The 18,618-nt window shown below is 67.7% G+C and carries 20 protein-coding genes; 14 read left to right on the top strand and 6 right to left on the bottom strand.

Annotation, left to right across the window (positions count from 1 at the left end):
• Window positions 1–434, top strand: a 434-nt coding sequence (locus Ari01nite_RS42825) for an alpha/beta fold hydrolase domain-containing protein (protein WP_203789614.1), incomplete at its 5' end; no start/stop codon positions are given.
• Here Ari01nite_RS42825 and Ari01nite_RS42820 read toward each other — a convergent pair.
• The 6 genes from Ari01nite_RS42820 to Ari01nite_RS42795 form a co-directional block, all read right to left on the bottom strand.
• A complete protein-coding gene (locus tag Ari01nite_RS42820) occupies window positions 435–1,874 on the bottom strand; it encodes an NsdA family TPR-like regulatory protein (protein WP_203789612.1) in 1,440 nt (479 codons plus the stop codon).
• 15 nt (window positions 1,875–1,889) lie between these two features.
• Entirely contained in the window at window positions 1,890–2,453 is a 564-nt protein-coding gene (locus Ari01nite_RS42815; protein ID WP_203789610.1) for a flavoprotein, read from the bottom strand.
• A 248-nt stretch (window positions 2,454–2,701) separates the two neighbouring features.
• Window positions 2,702–3,628, bottom strand: coding sequence for an LLM class F420-dependent oxidoreductase (locus Ari01nite_RS42810; protein WP_203789608.1), 927 nt, complete (start codon window positions 3,626–3,628; stop codon window positions 2,702–2,704).
• Window positions 3,625–5,160 carry an NsdA family TPR-like regulatory protein gene (locus tag Ari01nite_RS42805; protein ID WP_203789606.1) on the bottom strand — a complete coding sequence of 512 codons (1,536 nt, stop codon included), beginning with the start codon at window positions 5,158–5,160 and terminating at the stop codon, window positions 3,625–3,627. The genes Ari01nite_RS42810 and Ari01nite_RS42805 overlap by 4 nt, the downstream gene beginning before the upstream one ends.
• 142 nt (window positions 5,161–5,302) lie before the next feature.
• Window positions 5,303–5,500 carry a DUF397 domain-containing protein gene (locus tag Ari01nite_RS42800; protein ID WP_203789604.1) on the bottom strand — a complete coding sequence of 66 codons (198 nt, stop codon included), beginning with the start codon at window positions 5,498–5,500 and terminating at the stop codon, window positions 5,303–5,305.
• Entirely contained in the window at window positions 5,484–6,389 is a 906-nt protein-coding gene (locus Ari01nite_RS42795) for a helix-turn-helix domain-containing protein (protein WP_203789602.1), read from the bottom strand. The genes Ari01nite_RS42800 and Ari01nite_RS42795 overlap by 17 nt, the downstream gene beginning before the upstream one ends.
• A 463-nt stretch (window positions 6,390–6,852) precedes the next feature.
• Here Ari01nite_RS42795 and Ari01nite_RS42790 point away from each other — a divergent pair, with 463 nt between their 5' ends.
• From Ari01nite_RS42790 to Ari01nite_RS42730, 13 genes are all read left to right on the top strand, one after another.
• Complete coding sequence (locus Ari01nite_RS42790; RefSeq protein ID WP_203789600.1) at window positions 6,853–7,113, top strand: hypothetical protein; 261 nt, start codon at window positions 6,853–6,855, stop codon at window positions 7,111–7,113.
• Window positions 7,110–7,478: a hypothetical protein gene (locus Ari01nite_RS42785; protein ID WP_203789598.1), complete on the top strand. Its 369-nt coding sequence runs from the start codon at window positions 7,110–7,112 to the stop codon at window positions 7,476–7,478. The genes Ari01nite_RS42790 and Ari01nite_RS42785 overlap by 4 nt, the downstream gene beginning before the upstream one ends.
• Complete coding sequence (locus Ari01nite_RS42780) at window positions 7,471–8,310, top strand: SAM-dependent methyltransferase (protein WP_203789596.1); 840 nt, start codon at window positions 7,471–7,473, stop codon at window positions 8,308–8,310. Before Ari01nite_RS42785 ends, Ari01nite_RS42780 begins: the two co-directional genes overlap by 8 nt.
• Before the next feature lie 38 nt (window positions 8,311–8,348).
• Window positions 8,349–9,047, top strand: coding sequence for a hypothetical protein (locus tag Ari01nite_RS42775; RefSeq protein WP_203789594.1), 699 nt, complete (start codon window positions 8,349–8,351; stop codon window positions 9,045–9,047).
• Between the two features lie 215 nt (window positions 9,048–9,262).
• Window positions 9,263–10,723, top strand: a complete 1,461-nt coding sequence (locus Ari01nite_RS42770) for an APC family permease (RefSeq protein ID WP_203789592.1) — start codon at window positions 9,263–9,265, stop codon at window positions 10,721–10,723.
• A complete protein-coding gene (locus tag Ari01nite_RS42765; protein WP_203789590.1) occupies window positions 10,720–11,706 on the top strand; it encodes a hypothetical protein in 987 nt (328 codons plus the stop codon). Before Ari01nite_RS42770 ends, Ari01nite_RS42765 begins: the two co-directional genes overlap by 4 nt.
• Window positions 11,703–12,896: a pyridoxal-dependent decarboxylase gene (locus tag Ari01nite_RS42760; protein WP_203789588.1), complete on the top strand. Its 1,194-nt coding sequence runs from the start codon at window positions 11,703–11,705 to the stop codon at window positions 12,894–12,896. The genes Ari01nite_RS42765 and Ari01nite_RS42760 overlap by 4 nt, the downstream gene beginning before the upstream one ends.
• Before the next feature lie 548 nt (window positions 12,897–13,444).
• On the top strand, window positions 13,445–14,050 hold the full coding sequence (locus Ari01nite_RS42755; RefSeq protein ID WP_203789586.1) for a GNAT family N-acetyltransferase: 606 nt from the start codon (window positions 13,445–13,447) through the stop codon (window positions 14,048–14,050).
• A gap of 133 nt (window positions 14,051–14,183) precedes the next feature.
• A complete protein-coding gene (locus Ari01nite_RS42750; protein WP_203789584.1) occupies window positions 14,184–14,975 on the top strand; it encodes a hypothetical protein in 792 nt (263 codons plus the stop codon).
• On the top strand, window positions 14,972–15,943 hold the full coding sequence (locus Ari01nite_RS42745; protein WP_203789582.1) for an endonuclease/exonuclease/phosphatase family protein: 972 nt from the start codon (window positions 14,972–14,974) through the stop codon (window positions 15,941–15,943). Before Ari01nite_RS42750 ends, Ari01nite_RS42745 begins: the two co-directional genes overlap by 4 nt.
• A gap of 130 nt (window positions 15,944–16,073) precedes the next feature.
• Window positions 16,074–16,370, top strand: a complete 297-nt coding sequence (locus Ari01nite_RS42740) for a hypothetical protein (protein ID WP_203789580.1) — start codon at window positions 16,074–16,076, stop codon at window positions 16,368–16,370.
• Between the two features lie 223 nt (window positions 16,371–16,593).
• The gene (locus Ari01nite_RS42735) at window positions 16,594–17,505 is read left to right on the top strand and encodes a S1 family peptidase (RefSeq protein ID WP_203789578.1); all 912 of its coding nucleotides are present in this window, start codon (window positions 16,594–16,596) and stop codon (window positions 17,503–17,505) included.
• A gap of 325 nt (window positions 17,506–17,830) precedes the next feature.
• On the top strand, window positions 17,831–18,451 hold the full coding sequence (locus tag Ari01nite_RS42730; RefSeq protein WP_203789576.1) for a hypothetical protein: 621 nt from the start codon (window positions 17,831–17,833) through the stop codon (window positions 18,449–18,451).
• Window positions 18,452–18,618: the final 167 nt, after the last annotated feature.

The following is an 18,618-nucleotide window of genomic DNA, read 5'->3' as shown; positions in this document are numbered from 1 at the left end:
CTAAGCTTGTGCTGATCAATCCGCTGATCAATTACAAGAAACGTTTCATCGACGATAAGCCGTACTGGACTGACGACCGGATCAACGAGGACGCCGGAAAAGAACTCCTTCAGGACGGGTTCCTGACCCACTCGCCGACCTTCAAGCTGGGCCGTCCGCTACTCAACGAGGTGTTTCATCTGCGGCCCGACCAGGCGGTCGAGCAGGTACGGGTGTCTACCCTGGTTCTGCACGGCACCGGGGATACATTCATCCCTGTGCAGAGCTCCCGCGATTTGGTCGACAGACTTGCCGGTAATGCCAAGCTCATTGAGATTGACGGAGCACAGCACGGAATCGCAGCTCACGACGATCCTCAATATGTCGATCCGCGCACCCAAAAGTGGCAGGCAGCGGCGGTCCAATCGATCACCGAGTGGCTGCGCATGGAGTGACTACACAGCGTCCATTAACTGTAGGAACTCGCGTACGGTTGGCCGGGCCCGCCAGGGTTCGAGGCGGTGACGCAGCCTGGACAGTTCGCGCACTGTGCGCGCCGAGCCAGCCGCGAAGGCCGTACCGAGCGTCGTTGCGCCCGTCAATGCGGCATCGTCGACACGGCCCGCTGCTACAAGCGCCTGGCCTTTCAACGCCGAGAAGTAGGCCAGGTCGCGGGCCGAGAACAAAGCAGCTGTGAGCGTTGACTCGTAGATATCGACTGCTTCCTCAAGACGACCGCACTCCACGTAGCAGATAGCAGTCTGCACTTCGAAAAGGGCCGTGTCATAGTGAGCCGCCAGCGATGTTCGGTCCTCCGCGGCAAGATCCAATAGACTCCGAGCCTCCTTTAGCACGTCGTCTACCTGGCGTTGCCCGATGCGCAGCATCGCCATGCCCCGAGCCTGTTGCTGTGCGGCTTCTGCCATGACACGCGCCGGAAGCCTCCACGGCCCTTCCCGAACTGCCTGGGCCAGCCCTAGCATCTTGCTGGCGTCTCGGTTGTCCCACGCCGATTGGCTCTTCTTGACTAGCAGATAGCCGGGCATCGCAAAGTCGGCGGACTCCACAGCCCACTCGCAAGCTCGGTCACGCCAGTAGTCCGCCGCGGAGGACTGACCGCAGTCGCGATAGAGCCAGCCAGCAAACTCGGCCGCACGCGAACCGACAGCCAACAGTGGTCGCCTGACCTGAGGCTTGACGTCCCGCACTGAGTGCTGCACTAGCGCCAGAACCCCAAGCGTTCCCGGCAAAGCATGACGCGGGCCACGCACCCCGTCGTCATTAGCGCATCGATCTAGCCGTTCGCCGAGGTAGCGGACCAGATCCGCGCCGAGGACGCGACTGGCATCACGCACAACCGCATGAAACCGATTCAGATCATCGAGGTCCATGGTGGCTTCGCCGAGCCCATATAGAGCCGAGAGCAAACCACCCACCCGCAAAGAACGCCAGTCACTCCCTTCAGAGAGACCACGCCGATTCCGCTCTTCCACCGACGAACTCTCGGACGCCGCCGACGGCCCGCTTGGCAAGACAGCCGTACGGGTGCGGTCACGGCGTTGCCGTTTCGGGGTGAAGCCGAGCTCGGCGTCAGTGGCGACGTCCAGCACGTGCCGGAAGGCAGCACGGTAGTGGGCGGACGGCCACCAGTACCGGCCGGCCTCGTACGCGAGCACGAACCGATGATCAAGAATCGTCGGCTCCGGCGACTTGGGGTTCCTCTGGTGCTCGGCCCAGAGGAACACGTTCATCGCCTCCGCAACATCCTGCGGCTGCATCGGCTCACCGTCGGGCATGGTCCGGCGCTCGCGGGCAGCGATCAGCTTCCAGTTCTTCCCGCGATTCCCCTCCCGCGCGACTACCATCTCACCCGTTACCTCTACGGCGTCGTCCACACACTCGATGACTGTTCATGATTTGGTCGGCTTGACTGTTCGACCTAACTCAGTGACCGCAGACAACGCAAGGCTCCACGGGAAGCCGTCCAGTCGTGAGCCTCCTTCACCTGGCTGATGCGGCTCCCACTGTCCTGGGCCATATACGATGTGCACACCTTCAGAACGTAACGATCGCACAGCTTCGGTGAAGGGCGTCCGCGCGGCCAGAGCAGCATTGACGAAGGGCATGATCGCCACTGGTCTGCGGCGTCCGATTGCTTCAGAAACGACATTGAGTGCGTACGTGTCGTTGATACCGGTCGCCAGCTTGTTGATTGAGTTATAAGTGGCCGGTGCGACGATCATCGCGTCCGCGGCGCTTGCGCGTGGTCCCGTCTCGGCGCTGGCGCGGTAGTCGCTGCGCACCGCTGCTCCGCATTGGACTGCAAGTGCCTGAGCATCAATGAATCCCGTCGCCGTAGGCGTGGCAACGATGCGTACCGTCCACCGTTCACGGCGCGCATCCTCGACAAGGCGGCCGACCCGATCCGCTGGCCCGGCGCCACAGACCACAATGCAGAGAACTCGCGTCGTCATATGCTGACTCGGATACTCTCGGCATACCCGCGCACTTCGCACTGAAGGGGCGCGGGACTTCGCGAAGCCAGCTCAAACACGTTCACCGCTTCCGCAACATCCTGCGACTGCATCGGCTCACCGTCAGGCATGGTCCGGCGTACACGAGCGGCGATCAGATTTAAATTTTTCCCGCGAGTCTCCCGCCTCTCGCCTGCCATCTCAGCCCCCTTTGCGTCCAGCGTTCCAGATCACGTCGAGAAGTTCCATTACTCGTTTGTCTGTGCTTCGGTCCGGATCGCGCGGGTTACAAGGTCTGGCGTGATGGCCGCAAGACGGCGCCATTGGTGTAGCGGCAGTCCGCGTGAATCGGAGTCGAGGACTTGTAGGCAGAGATGGTCCGCGCCGGCCTGGTGGTGTTGGCGGATCCGCTGCAGGATGGCTGTTTCGTCGCCCCAGGCAATTAGCGCATCGAGCAGCCGGTCGCTGCCGCCGTGGCCCAGATCATCGTCGGTGTAGCCGAGCCGGCGAAGATTCCTCACGTAGCTGGGCAGGGGGAGGTAACGGCGTAGGTGCCTTCTGGCGATCTCGCGAGCTGTGGACCTGTCCTTGCCGAGGACGACCGCCTGCTCTACGACGAGCAACTTGTCTGGCCCGAGAATGCGGCGAGCGTGTTCGGTGTGCTCGGGAGGGACCAAGTAGGTGTGCGCTCCGGCGGTGTACTGCGCGGCCAGTTGGAGCATGCGGGGGCCGAGTGCGGCGAGTACGCGTACGGCGTTCTGTGCTGGCACCGCACGGTAGCTTCGCGTGTGGGAGTTCATGGCGATCAGGTAGTCGCGCGTCGCCTGGAGGGGTCGGCTATATCGCAGTCCGCGGGTGTCGTCGACCAGTTTCGGGTGGCTGACGCCCACGCCGAGGATGAAGCGGTCGGGGTATGCCTCGGTGAGGGTCTGGTGTGCCGCGTACATGGACAGGGGGTCACGAGCCCAGAAGTTCGCAACACCGGTTGCGACGATGATGTCCTGGGTAGCGGCGAGCAGGATCGCGGATTGGCTTATGGGTTCGCGGCCGACGTTTTCGCCAACCCATAGCGAGTCGTACCCGAGTGCTTCGATTTCCTGTGCTGTCACGCGGATTGTCTCGGCGGGTTGGAAGTCGAATTGTGCGGTCCAGATCCCCAAGCCGGTCAGGTTCACGATGTTGCCTTGCTCGCTACAGCGGTCAGAGCCGTGCCAAAGTTTTGGACCGCGTCGATCAATGTCGCTGCTGATGCGGGATCTTGTTGTTGGACGAGTCGGTGTACTCGGCGACTTTGCTGGAAAATTGGCAAGATGGGCTGTTCGATGGTGGATGCAAGCGCGCGGAGGGTGAGGTCTCTGGCCTGGGCCGTATCACCGGATTGTGCAGCTGCGTCGGCGAGGAAGAGGCTCAACACGGCGCGGGCTTTGGTGTGCGTCTTGGGCAGTGCGTTCAGCGAGCCGGTTAGGTCGGTGTAGGCCTGGCCGGGTTGGCGTAGCAGGAGCCTGCTCGTGCCGGCGTAGTACCGAAGGTCGAGCGAACCGTTGGTGAAGTCCATGCCGTGGCGGCGGTCGCGCTCGTTGGATTCTTCTGCTTCTCTCTGCGCCCGGGCGTGGGCGCTATCAAAGCCTTCACCATCTCCTTTGCCAGCGTTTGCCCGGGCTTGTAGAGCGTACAGCCATGCTCGTGTCGTCGCGTCCGTGCCTTGACTGGCGAAGTAGATGCCGCGTTCGATCAGCGCGGCGGCCCGGCGCATTTCGCGCCGATGCCAAGGGATCAGACTTTGGGCGCCAAGTAACCAGGCGCCGAGGCCCCAGGCCTTAGAGTCCTGCGCGACGGTCACTGCCGCGTCGTACCATCGATCAGCCGCGTGATGGTCGTTGATATCGAAACATGCCCAGGCGCGTAATCCAGCCACTCGGGCCGCTAGTCGTACGAGTCGCTCGTGATGACTTAGCGTTTGCGGCTGGCGCAAGTGGTTGGTCACCAGCTTCATCAGCATTCGAATCTTCGAGATGAGCTCGTCCGGTGACGTTCGTGCGAATTCTTGATCGAGTCGTTGACAAGCCAGTTCAACTGCCGTCAACTCGGAGTTGCTAATTCCGCGCTGATCCAAGATGGACGCGAAGTCAACAAGATCCGTTTCGGCACTACCGGGGTTCACCGTGTCCTCGATTCCCAATCGGCGATCGCCATGCGCAGCCGACCCTTGCCCATCAACAACGACGGGGTGATCATCGGGGGAAGTGATAATGTGACGCCGCAACGCTTGTTCCTGGAAGCGGTTCTTAACGTCGTCGACATCACCTTGCGCATCGTCGGCCTTGTCCGCGAACTCCGCGAGCGGGTTCACATCTGCCGAGTTTGCAGGAGCATGCAGGCCGCGACGCCGGCGTCGTTTTGGGGTGAAGCCGAGCTCGGCGTCGGTGGCGACGTCCAGCACGTGCCGGAAGGCAGCACGGTAGTGGGCGGACGGCCACCAGTACCGGCCGGCCTCGTACGCGAGCACGAACCGATGATCAAGAATCGTCGGCTCCGGCGACTTGGGGTTCCTCTGGTGCTCGGCCCAGAGGAACACGTTCATCGCCTCCGCAACATCCTGCGGCTGCATCGGCTCACCGTCGGACATGGCCTGGCGCTCGCGGGCAGCGATCAGCTTCGAGTTCTTGCCTCGTACGCCGCCCTGCCCGCCACCCATCCTGATCGTCACCTCAGCCATCGTGGTAGCTGCTGGATGCCGCTGCGCTTCGCGCGACATCCAGCAGCGTCTCACCTCGCCAACTCGCTAACAAGAAGTCTTGCTCAATTGTTGTCCCTTGTGCCGCATCGGACGGGTGCTGTTTGCCACCGGGTCAGCGGTTGAATTCGCCGGCTCGGACTCCACCGAGGAAGGAATCCCATTCGGTCGCAGTGAATTCCAGAATAGCACCGTCGCGGTTTTTCGAGTCGCGGACGCCGACGCTGCCGTCCTGGGCGAAGGAGACTTCGACGCAGTTGTCTCCTCCGCTGCTGCGTGTGGATTTCCGCCATATCTCAAATTTGGTGTGCATAGTTGGCGCCTTCCGTGTGGTGTTCTTCGTGGGGTAGGTCCCCGGCGAGTGCGGCGAGGAAGTCGAGGCTGTCCGCTGGGGAAAGAGCCGCCGCGTGCAGCCGGGCATACAGAGCCAGGTACGGTTCGACGTCGTCGAATCTGGTGAGGACCAGATCGGATGTTGCGGTGTCGACAGCGACGACGACCGGATCACCGGGATCGGGGTACCGGTAGATCGAGAACGCTGACCGAGGTACTGCATGGCCGTCGATCTGCGCGTCGGTGGGCAGCACACGGATGCGGACCCGGTCGTGGTGGTGGCCGAGGTCAACGAGATGGTCGAGTTGCGCGGCGACCACCCGGACCGGTGCGGCAAGCCGGCGTATCGCCAATTCGTCCATCACGACTTCATAGACCGGACCTCCGGGTTGCTGAAGCAACCGCTGGCGGGTTTGGCGTGCCGCGACGGCACGTTCGGCGTCGAAGGCGACGCGGTAGATGGCCTTGTCGGCGGCGATACGGGCTCGTGAGAACAGCTCGGTTTGGAGCAGGCCGGGAACGAAGGTGAGTTGATACTCGCAGATCGTGGCGGCGCCCCATTCCAGGTCGGCATAGAGCGCCTGCCGAAGGCCCATCTGCGCCGCTTGCCGTTCCCACCATCCGCGTTCTTGCGCATCGCGGGCGACGTCGGTGATCGTTCGCCGACGTTCGTGATCGGCGTCGAAGTGATCGAGGATCCGCAGGATCTCGTCGAGGCTCGGCCGTACTTGGCACCGGCTGATCCGGCTGATCCGCTGCTTACTCAACCCGGTCGCGCTCGCCAACTGATCGGCGGAATAGCCATGCTCCTCCAGGAGTCTGGCGAGCTCGTCGGATAGCCGCCGGCGACGGACGTACGGGCTCGACATCCGACACTCCTCCCTCGCGTCCTCGCCGGTCCGCGGATTGGTCGCCACCGGCTGCGCAGAGCGTAAACCGCCGAATCATCGGTTCAACGACGCCAATTCACACCCGGCTTCAAGAATGCCCAGGTCAACGTGGCGGCGAGGGATAACTCGCCACCGTAAATCAACACCTGATCCAGGCTTACGAGCGCCCGGCCAGTTACGTGAATGTGGAATCACGACGCACGCACATCGACCAGCGTCGCGTTCAGGCGCCGGGCGCGCCTTGATGCCCGAGGCCAGCCGTCCGTTGATCGCGAGGAGGGTGACATGGCAGTCCGGCACACTCATAGACCGGCAGCAACACCCCGCCACGCACGGGCCCTCCTCTTCGTGCCCTCGGACGGCTGGTTACCCGCCGAGACAAGCGACGTCGCAATGTTCACGCTGGGCGAGCCTGCAGCTGATCGTCTTCCGAGGCTGTCTCATGGTTGAGCATCGGGTTCAGCCGCATACGTGCGAGATCGCCGGGGCCACCCTGACGGTGTCCACCTCGAATGGCTACAGCGTGATCTACCGAGGCGACTACGTGGGTTACATCCATGCCAGCCTGGGCGATCGCTGGAACGCCTATCGACGGCGTTTGGGTACGCCGGATGATCACCTGGGCAAGTTCGGCCAGGAGGAAGCGGTACGCCGCATCGTGCGCGCCGTCTCCACGGCAAGCGCAACGGGTGCTGCGCCATGACCGGCAAACGTGAGTATCCGCCGGCCGTGGTCGTGCATCGGCCTGACTGCGCCGAACTGCAGGGGCGGCTGCTGTCCCAGCTGGCTACCGCTGAGATCGCACGCCAGTACCCAAACGGCAAGCCACACCACTGCTACCACATGCACCACGACGCGGTCGGGGTGGTCGAGCCGGTGGAGTATCCGGCGCATCCGTACGAGGAGTCCACGGTGACCTACCCGGACGCATCCCGTCCGATGTGCCGCGTGTGCGGCGGCACACACGGCGTGCTCGACGCCCTCGTCCTACCGCCCGGGGCGGCGCGCACCTCCGCGCCGCAGCAACCGACGTCGCCGAACGTGCGGACGGAGGCCCCCGATGCATGACCGAGCCCCCGGTCTCGACATCTCGGTACCCAACGTCGCTCGGATCTGGGACTACCAGCTCGGCGGCAAGGACAACTTCGAGGTCGACCGGCACGCGGCCGAGACACTCAACGAGCTGTGCGAGAACGTCGGTGCCCCCGACGGCCGCAGGGTGGCCAGCGAGAGCCGTGCTTTCCTCCAGCGCGCCGTGCGCTGTCTTGCCCGGGCCGGCGTCGACCAGTACCTGGACATCGGTTCGGGACTTCCCACCAGAGGTAACGTTCACGAGATCGCCCAAGAGGCCAATCCCCTGGCCCGCACCGTCTACGTCGACTACGACCCGTCCGTCCTAGCGCACGGCAACGCTCTGCTCGCGGACCACAATCCGAGCACCGCCGCAACGGTCGTCATCAAAGGTGACGTGCGGAAACCCGAAACTATCCTGCAGGACAAGGTACTGCGTGGTCTGCTCGACCTTGACCGGCCCGTTGCGGTGCTGCTGGTGGCGATGCTGCACCTGATCCCCGACACCGCCGCGGCGGCCGCGATCGTCGCCACTTTCCGCGACGCGCTCTCACCGGGCAGCTACCTGGTCCTGACGCATACCACCAGCGAACACCGGCCTGAGGCTGCCGTCGCGCTGGCCGCCGAATTCGAACGGCTTAAGGTCACCACCCCGCTGGTTCCCCGCCGGGTAGACCAGATTCGGCGTTTCTTCGACGGGTTCGAGCTGCTCGAACCAGGTCTGGTGTCACCGCCGCAGTGGCGGCCCGACACACCGGTGGCCCCCGACGACGACTCCCGGTGGATGTATGCGGGCGTCGGCCAGACGGCCCGGGCGGTGCGCCGGTGAACTCCCTAGGCCGCGCCGTCGACCTTCTAGAACCAGCAATGACCGACAGCGTCAGGCGGTATTCGTTGCACCGTTTGCGTCGAGCGGCGTTGGTCAACCCGCGGATGGCGTTGCGGTGGTTGCGTCGAGCCGAACGGCAGCGGCCGTCTGCTGTGCTGCGGACGCTGCGGGCGGAGGTGTATCTGCGGCTGGATCGTGGGGACGAGGCGTTCGTTGCGTCCGTGGACGCTGTCACGTTGGCGGGTCCGCCGGCCCATCCGGCAAGTGCGGATTTCTTGGCGGCAGTTGCCGTGATGGCGGATGCCGGGTGCTGGATCGGTCAGCCGCAGGCATTGCCGACGTGCGACGACTTCGCGAAGGTCTCAGCAGGTAGCGAGTTGGCCCGGTCGGCGTGCGCGCAGGCTCTGCAAGCTGTGGCGGTGTACCAGTGGCAGGACTGCTTGCGGGGCCGCGAATACCTGCGCCGCGCCGAAGTGTTCTTGCGCGACAGCGGTCACGATGCCGTGCAGGCCATGATTATCAACGGGCGAAGGATGATGGCGCTCGGTTGCGAATCCGGCGGATACCGCATCGACCCGACGGCGTGGACGCCCGTTCCCGGTGGCCAGTTGTGCCCCGCGGCTCTGGCATGGTCGCACTACCTGACCAGCCGGCTGCGGCGAAGGCCCGGCACCCACACCTGCCATCCGCCGCCGGCACCGCGGCCAGCCAGGCCCGGAACCCGGGATATGCCGTGAATGACGACACGGTCGAGCCGATGACTAGGCCAGGCAGGTAGACGCCGTGATGGCCTGCACAACGGCCACAGCTGCGCGACCTTCCCGGTAGCCCCGTAGACCGTTCCCACCACGTGCCCGAGGATGAGCGTGAATAAAACGGTGGAACAATCTCTCATCGATCTGTCCACAGTCGACATATGTGTTGCCCGTATTGCGGCTCTGTCGGCGGCGTCATGAACCGGCCGAAGACGCTCGCCCGGTACACGATCGGCGGGGGTGGTCTGTTCACCGCTGCGGTGGTGGCCAGTTCCCCGCAGACGGTGCTGGTCGGTGGTATCCCGACGATGTACCGCACGACCGGGGTGGCCAGCGTCCCTCTGTCGTTCCTGATCGTCATGGTGGTCATCGGGCTGCTGGCGGTCGGGTATGTGCGGGTGGGCCGGCGGGTCAAGCACGGTGCCCCGTTCTACGCCCAGCTTGTCCATGGGGCGAGCCCGTGGGCGGGGCTGGTCGCGGCCGGGGTGGCGTTCGTCGGCTACAACGCGCTGCAGATCTCGCTGTACCCGCTTTTGGGCACCACCCTGGCCGGTTTGTTCGGCGGTATCTGGTGGTGGTGGGCCGCCGGTGCATGGTTGGTCGTGTTCTGGTTGGGCCGGCATCCCGGGGCGGTCAACGCCAAGTTGCTGGGTGTGCTGCTGGCGCTGGAGCTCGCGGTGATCGTGTTGTTCATCGCGGCCGGGTTCAGCCGTCCCGCCTCCGGCTCGATCAGCATGCAGGTCTTCGCCCCGGGCGGGTTGCTGGCCGCCGGTTCGGTGGCGTCGGTGGTGGTGTTCGCGGTCGCCGCGTTCGCCGGTCTGGAAACCGTGCTGGCGTATGCGGAGGAGGCCAAGACCTCCCGCGCGCTGGAGTGGGCCGCCGGCACGTCGATCGCCGTGTGCGGGATCCTGTACTGCCTGGCGTCGTGGGCGTACGGCGGATGGGTCGGCCTCGACCAGCTTGCCGACGCCACCGCCGACGACAATCGGCAGCCGCTGGCGCTGCTGGATGCCGTGTTCGGCCCCGGCATCCTGGAGCTCGCGACTCTGCTGCTGGTCACCAGCGTCCTGGCAGCGATGGGTGCGCTCAGCGCCGCAGTCGCCCGGTACGTGTTCGCGCTGTCGCGCGAAGGAGTGCTGCCCGCCTCCTGGGGCACGGTAAGCCGCGGCGCGGCCGGCGGCGCCCCGCTGGGCGGCAGCACCGTGCAGGCGGTCACCGCCGCGCTCGTGCTCGGCGTGTTCCTCGCTGTCGGTGCCGATCCCCTCGGCGTGGTTTTCCCGTGGCTGTCCACGATCGGCGCGTTCTGTGTGCTGCTGCTGTTGACCGCGTCGTCGTGGTCGGCGCTGAACTTCTTCGACCGTGGCCGCGGCGGCGCCGACTCCGTCCTCGTGCGCCGCGTGTTTCCCTTCGCCGGCGGGATCGCGGGGGTGCTGGCCGTGGTGTTCATGGCCTCCAGCCTCGGCGCGCTGCTGGGCACCCCGCCAGGATCCCCGCTGCCGTGGCTGATCGCCGTGCCGATCGGCGCCGCCGCCCTGGCCGGGCTGGCCGCCGGATCCTGGCTGCGCGCCTACCGGCCAGAAATCTACGACGGGCTCGGACTAGGGGTCCCCGCCCCGGAACGGGTCCTCGACGACGACCTCGCGGAGATCGAGATATGAGCCTTCCTGCCTACCTGACTCCGTCGCGCGCCAGCGCGATGCGCCTGCTGCTCGAACCCGCCCCCGAACCGTCTGCCGAAGGTACCGCGAGCAGCCTGATGGCCCAAGCGCACAACCCGACAGACCCGTCGCCGGCCGGCCGGCAGCCGGCCGGGCAGTGGGACGGGCAGCGGGCAGCTGATCAGCTGCCGCCAGGGCTGCTGGCCAACCAGCAGCGCGCCTGCGAGGAAGCCGCCGAGCTGGCGCAGTGGCAGGCCTATGACCTGCAGTGGCAGGTGTTCCACCGACTACGGGAGTTCAGCGTCAACCACGGCAGCCAAGCCTGGCGACTGCGCTACCGCACCCCGCTGTCCGCGTACGCCCTGGCCTACCTGTTCACCCAACCCGCCGACCCAGGATCACGCTCGTCACAGCTGACCGTCGTACGCGCCGCGACCCGGCTGTGGAAAGCCGGACCGGAATCGCAGCACCCCGTCCCGCTGCTGTCGTCGCTGACCGGGCAGGTCCGCGGCCGCGACCCCCGCCTGGTCTGGGATCTGCGCGAACAGATCGCCAACCGCAGCGACGACGGCATGACCGCCGACGCCGTCTACCTGGGCCTCGGGCTGTCGAGCCTGGACACCCACACCGGCGCCTTCGCGCAGGTCTGCCAAACGGCCACCAACGAGATGGACATCCCCGGCGTCTTCCTCTTCCTCGCCACCGGCTCGGCCGACCCCGTCGACCAGCAGGTCATCATCGCCGACCGGCGCTGCGCCACCGACCACAACGTGACCACCGTTCACGCCCACCGGGCGCTGAGCCTGTTCCGGCTGCAAGCGCCGTACCCGTTCGCGCACGTGGAGCTGGAAACCCTGTACCAGCAATCCGGGTACGGGCAGCTGCTGCGCTGGATGTGGGAACTCGACCGGGCCCTGCACGAAGCCGACCACGCCCGCCGTGAAGCAGCCACCCGCCGCCGGACCGGGCGAGGCCGGTCGTGACCGTACCCGCCATGCTGCCCGCCGACGCGCAACAACAACTGCCGTTGAATGTGCTGGCCGCCCTGGAAGGGTCCCGGTGGGCGGCCGACCGCCGGTATCACCTGGCGTTCCCCGGTGCGACAGACCGCACCTACCCCGACCTCGCGGCGATCCTGACCGGGCAGTTGCTCAACAACGTCGGTGATCCCTGGACCGACGGGCACGGCCGCAACCACAGCAAAAGCTATGAGATCGACGTGGTCCGCCGGCTGGGCGCGCTGTTCGGCGCCGGGGAGCAGGTGTGGGGGTACGTCGCGTCCGGTGCGACCGAAGGAACCATCCACGCTATCGACGAAGCCGCGACTGCCTACCCCGATGTCGTCGTCTACGCCTCGACCGCCGCGCATTACTCCGCCGCGAAAGCCGCCCGCCTCGTCCGGGCTCCGCTGGTGCAGATCCGCACCGATGCGCACGGCCGGATCAGCCTCGACGAACTGCGTGCTCAGCTGCTGTGCTTCCGTGGCCGGCCGGCGGCGATCGTGGCCACCGTCGGCACCACCGAAACCGAAGCCGTCGACGACGTCGCCGGCATCGCCGGCCTGTGCGACGACCTGGGCATCAGCCGGCGGCGTATCCATGTCGACGCCGCCCTGGCCGGCATCCCCCTCGCCCTGCTCCCCGATCAGCCGCGGTTCGGGTTCACCGCGGGCGCTACCAGCCTGGTCATCTCGGGCCATAAATACCTGTCCACTCTGATGCCCTGCGCCGTGCTGCTCTACCCCCGCCGACCGGACCATCCCGGCGGTGAGGTCGCCTACATCGGGGCCACCGATACGACCATCGCCGGTTCCCGCAGCGGTCATACCCCCCTGCTGCTGCACTGGTCCCTGACCACCGGCGGCGGTCTCGAAACCCACCACCAGCGTGCCGAGCAGGCCCGCCGGCTCGCCGCCTACACCCACGACCGGTTGCGACACCTCGGCTGGCCGTCCCACTGGGAATGGCCCGCCTTCACCATCACCCTCGCCCAACCTGCCGCACCCCTGCCCCAGCCGTGGGTGCTCGGCGGCGACCAGCACACCGGCCGGATCATCTGCATGCCCGGCCTCCGGCAGGAGTGGATCGACGAATTCTGCACCGACCTCGCCGGACAAACCCCCCACCCCGGCGTGCCCCGCCAACGACGCCGCAACCACCGGCGGCCCGCATGACCCACAACCCTCGCGGCACGGTGCCCGCGGCCGGCCACGAACCGCCACGACCTTCAACCCGCCGAGGAACGCGCCGTCGCCAGCGGTTCCCGGCACAGACCGGTATCGCGGCGCCCCGAGTACGCGATGTCCGGTCCCGGCGCCGGTGGTGGTGTGCCACCCCGCGGCCTGCCTCGCAGGCACACCACCACCGGCCAGCCCACACCCGGCACCAACTGAAAAGCCTTCCCACCGGGTGCCTGCCGCGTCGACCCCACGGCCGGCAGACACCCAAGGGACCGCCTGCTCCCGTGGCGGTCCGCCGGGCTGGGTGTGCTGGCCCCGTCATGGTGGACACCGCGGCCAGCACACCCAGCACCCACCCACGGGCGAGCTTGCAGCTCAGGACAGCGCCGCTGCCAGCTGCGCCAGGTATCGCCCTCCCGCTGGTTTCGCACATTGCCTCGTGGAAAGAGCCCGATGAGCAGCACCCATCACGTCGCGCGCCCGTTGCCGTCGTCGGCGTCCCTGCTCCGTGAACCCGGCGGCACCGGCCGCGACCAGGAGCCGTGTTGAAGCCGATGCCCGCCGACCTCGCCCTGACCATCCGCACCGCCGGTACCTGGGACACCGCCCGGCTGATCGATGCGATGACTCCGGCGCTGGAGCAGACCGCGCTCGCCTGGTGGCTGCAACCGGCCCCGGCACGCCGGGCGCCGTCGGTCCGCGACCACCTGCGCCACCTCGCCGGCCACACCGGCGGGCGGGTGGTCTTCCGGGTCGTCGAGCGGGACGGCGAGATCCTCGCCGGAGCTGCCTGGACCACCTGCACCGACGGCGCGCATCCACCCGGCCTGCTCCTGCCCGGCGACACCGCGGAACCGCGCCGTGCCGCCCACCTGGACGCCCGGCTCGCCGAAGTGCATCCCGCCGACGCGCACCGGCATCTGCTGCTGCTCGCGGTCAAGCCCGGCCGGCAACGCCGGGGTCTGGGCAGCGCCCTGCTCGCCGACACCGGCCCCGACGGACCGCCGATGCCCAGCTACACGGTGCTGATCCCCTCGCTGATCGCAGCCGCCGCCCACGCCGGCTACCACAGCACGGGACTACCGGTGGGCATCACCGCGGCGATCACCCTGCAGCCGCTGCGCCGCGAACCATCCCCACCGCAATGACACCAACGCCAGCCACACCCGAAGCACCTACCCCAGCGCCGTCCAACCACCACTGCCGCCCAGCCGACACAGCCGCCCGGCCACGCACAGGCCGGCTCCCCCTTCACCTTCCAGCAAGGACTCCCCTGACGCTATGACCGACTACCTACGGGTCACCGGCGACCGGCTACAAACCCCGATCCGCCACTACATCCACCCGAGTACCGGCCGGCGGGTCACCCTGATCGCCACCATGCATTTCGGTGACCCCGCGTACTTCACCGGACTCCGCGAAACCATCGCCCTGCTCACCGCAGGCGGCGCCGCCGCGCACTGCGAGGGATCGATCCTGCTGCCATGCGACGCGCCGGAGGTCACCGACGCCGAACACTCGGCCGTGGCTGGCCTGCACCGCCTGCACGAGCTGGAGAAACAGCGGTTCGCCGCCCTCGGCCTGATCGGGCAGATCGACGGACTGGGCTACCCGCCGCACTGGCAGATCCGCGACCTGAGCTACCTCGACATCATCCGCCGCGCCGGCGAGCCCGCCGTCCGCGACCACATCACCCACCGCAGCAAACGCCGCCAGCGGCCGTACGACCGGCGGGAACGCGCGAAGTTGCTGTTCCAGCTGACCTTGGGCATGCGGCTGCTCGCCGCCAGCCGCACCGACCCGCGACCGCCCCGCAACGCCGCGGCCCTGCACCCGGTGCTGTTCGGCGACCGGGAAACCCTCGCCCTCGACGGTTTCGACGGCACCGACCGCGACATCGTGCTCATCTGGGGCGCCAAACACCTACCCGGCCTACACCACGGACTGACCCGTCGCGGCCTCCACACCACCGCCACCGACCAATGGCGCACCATCACCACACTGCCCCCACTGGGCCGCGCCGCCTGGCAAGCCCTGACCAGCCGCCGCCGGCCGCTCGAGGCCACCCGATGACCGCCCCCGACCTGCCGCCGGATCCCACCGGGGTACCTGCTTCGCGGTGCGAGTTGACCCTGTCGCTGTTCAACTACCAGGGCGGCGGGCTGCAACCGGACGGGTCGCACCGCCTGGGCAACCTGATCGCGGCGTTCGCCGAACCACCCGTGCCGGACGTGATCGCGCTGTGCGAGGCGAAATTCTGGCATCGCCGGGGACGGCGCCCGTTCTGCACCGCGATCAACCAGCTCAGCGCCGCGCTCGGCCGGCCCTACGTCGGGGAACTGTTCACCGGCCCGCTCGGCACCGCGATCATCTACGACCCCACCGTGCTGCGCCTGTCCGCCGGCGAGGAACCGGAGTTCGACGACAAACGCAACCTCGCCCGGTTCAGCCTGCGCCAGCACCCCGACACAGCCTTGCACGTGTACGTCGAGCACTGGTCACACCACAACAGCGACCAGCGTTTGGCCCGCGCCCGCCTGCTCGCCCAATACGGCACCAGCACCACCCCGACCCTGATCGCCGGGGACCTCAACTCCACCAGCTCCGGACCCCACCTACCCGTGCCGTTCTGGGGACACCAACCGCCCGGCCGGCTCGACTACCAATACCGGCCACAACCCGACGGCACCTGGACCCCGGACACCCGCGCCGTCGACCGGCTCATCGGCACCTGGCACGACCCGGAACCGGCCGAGCCCGCCGTACCCGGGCGCCGCAACGGCGCCGGCTTCCACCACCTCGCCGAACACGACCCGCAAGCAGCCCGACCGTTCCCACCAACAGGTGACAACGGACTGCACATCGACTACCTGCTCGCCAACACCGCGCTACTGCAAACCGCCCAGGTGGTGCCCGGCTCGTACCGCGTCCACCTCCCCGACGGATTCCCACCGCCGCGCTACTCCGACCACCGCCGCATCAGCTGCACCCTCGCCCTCACCACGGACTCCAGCGCCGACCAGGCGTCGCCACCGGCATGACACCGCCCGACGACCTCGCTCGTCGTCGACAAGCCCACACGACCCGCAGCTGGCCCCGAGGGCCGGTCCGCACGGCACCGCAGTCGTCGACGCGCTCACCCACCCCGCGGCCAAACATTCAGGAGGACCAATGACCGATCCGACCAGCACACCCGGCGGCCGCCGGCCTCTGCCTCCAGCGCCGGTCATCGCCGCGGCCCGGGCCGACTACGAACGGGTACTACCCAGACTTGAGGAAACGGTGGTGAAGGTCCGCGCCGAGCTCGCCGCTGGAGCCACCGACTTCGAAACGGTCGCCGACGTGTGGCTCAGCCTGCGCATGCAAGAACACAAATCCGAAACGCTGTTGCTGGCCGCCATCGCCATCGTGCAGGTCGCCAAAGAGCCCCATCCGCAGCCGCTCACCGACCCGGACAGCCACACATAGGCCGCCAGGCCGCCGCCGCCCACGCGGCCCCCGTCACCCGTGCGGTCCGCGCGGCGACGTCACATCACCGGAACTCGCCATCGCACAGGGCCGTGCCAACGGGCAGTGCCGTGCGTGGCGATCGGCGCCAGCAGCCGAGGAAACCCGGCAGCTGCCGGTGCCCCAACCCGAATAGCAACCCGGCACGACCCCCGAGCCGGGCCAACCCTACGAAACGGACCCGATGACACTCCTCAGATCAGCGACCATCGCCGTGGCCGCCACCGTGATGCTCGCCGCGACCGCCGGGCCCGCCGCGGCGATCGTCGACGGCCAGCAAGCCCAGCACCCCTACCCGGGCATGACGGCCCTGGCCGTGACCTACCCCGGGCTCGGCATCCTCAAATGCGCTGCCATCCAGATCCGGCCCCGATACGCGCTCACCGCGGCGCATTGCCTGTCCGACTTCACCGTCAACCCGACGGTGACCGCCGTGACCGCCGAACTAGCCAGCACGAGGACCGGCTCGACCAACCGGACCAGCGGCGGCCACACCGCCGTCGGCGCCACCGTGCTGCTGCAACCCGACTGGGCCTGGCTGCAACAGACCGGCCGGCCGCCGGCCGACCTCGCCGTGCTGCGCCTCGACCGCCCGATCCCCGGCCCCCTCGCCACCCTGCCGGCCCGACCGAACGCCGACCACGGACCCGCGCGGATCATCGGCTGGGGCCTCACCGAATACCCGGTACCCGCCGGCACCGACCTGCCGGAACAGCTGCGCCAACGCAACGTCACCCGCCTGCCCGACACCGCGTGCGAAGGCGGAGCCATCGGCGCCGGGGAACTGTGCGTCTCACCCGGCGCCTGTTTCGGTGACAGCGGCGGACCCACCCTGCAACACCGATATCAGCCCGGCCGCGGCCGGACCTGGGTCGCCGTCGGCCTGCTCAGCCGCGAAACCAACACCGACACGCCGTGCGAGAAGCCCACCATCAACACCGACCTCGGCTACTACCGACCGTGGATCGAAGCCACCATCGCCCACGACATGGCCGGCGGCCACAGCACCGTCCCGCCCGCCGGGCCGGCACCGGTGACCGCGGCACGAGCGGATGAGCCGGCCGGGTTCACCTTCTTCATGACGCCCGCACAGTAGGCCGGGAAGCCGTGCGCAACCACGGCATCACCGCCTGGTGCCGTCGGGTAGCGGCGGCGGCACCGCCGGAACCCGCCTGACCTGACGGCGGTTCCGGCAGCTGGGTGGGCCGGCCACCGCAAAAAAGCGGTGCGGTGGCCGGCCCACCCCAGCACCAGCCGATGCACGACGCGCATCCCGCCGGGCGGTGGACGACCGCGTGCGCAGCCATCATCACACCGGCTTCTCGCCGGGGGCGAGCTGCCCGTCCGCAGCGCCGCGATAGCGGTTGCGTCGACCGATGTTGTCGCGTCCAGTCCTGGACGCCCGCTGGTGAGGACACCTCGTGACCCGCGATATTGACCGCGATCGGCGAACCGCCGCGAACCTCGCCCGCCTCGGCGGCCTGCTCGGCGTGCACCCGAACCCCAGGCCGACACCAGCACGCCCGGCACCTGCCGCAGCCGACAATGTCGACGCGTTGTTCGCCACAGCCAGGGCCACCGCGGACGCGTGGCACGCCGCAGAACACCGCAGGCGCTGGCACACCCAGCTGACCCGCTGGCGACAGCATCGCGACGGTGGCCCTCGCCCGCTACTGGTCCAGTACCCGCCGCCGTGGATGTCCTACCTGCTCTGGCACAGCCGCCACACCCATGCCTGGGTACTCGAGCTGCGCGACCGTGACGGCCTGACCATTATCGACAACAACCCCCACCTGGCCCGCGGCGAGGTCTACGCCGCCCAGACCTGGGCCCACACCCGCGGCACCGGCCAGATCGACGAACCGTTCTACACCTGGCTGCCCGTCACCGTCACCGGACGCCGCGGCTGGACACCCCTGCACGACCCGCACTGGCGGCGCAACCCGCTCTTCCACGACCTGCACCCCCGGCGCCGCCCCGAACCCTGCTGCAGCTGGAACGACCTGCCAGCCCCCGAATCGGCCCAAACACCAGGAAACTGACACGCGTCGACGCGCAGCACCTGCCCCGGAGGTCGACCAGACACCGACGCCCCGCCCGGCATGGTGCCGCCGTCACCCACTGCCGGCAGAACCGCCCGACCGCGGTGGCCGAGCGCCAGCGGCCTTTCGCAGTGCACTTCGCACGATGCAGTCAGGTTGCCCGGTCG

This window comes from Paractinoplanes rishiriensis, from assembly GCF_016862375.1.
GTDB classification, from domain to species: domain Bacteria; phylum Actinomycetota; class Actinomycetes; order Mycobacteriales; family Micromonosporaceae; genus Actinoplanes; species Actinoplanes rishiriensis.
The sequence above is the reverse complement of the archived record's forward strand: the minus strand, read 5'-3'. Positions and strand labels throughout refer to the sequence as shown.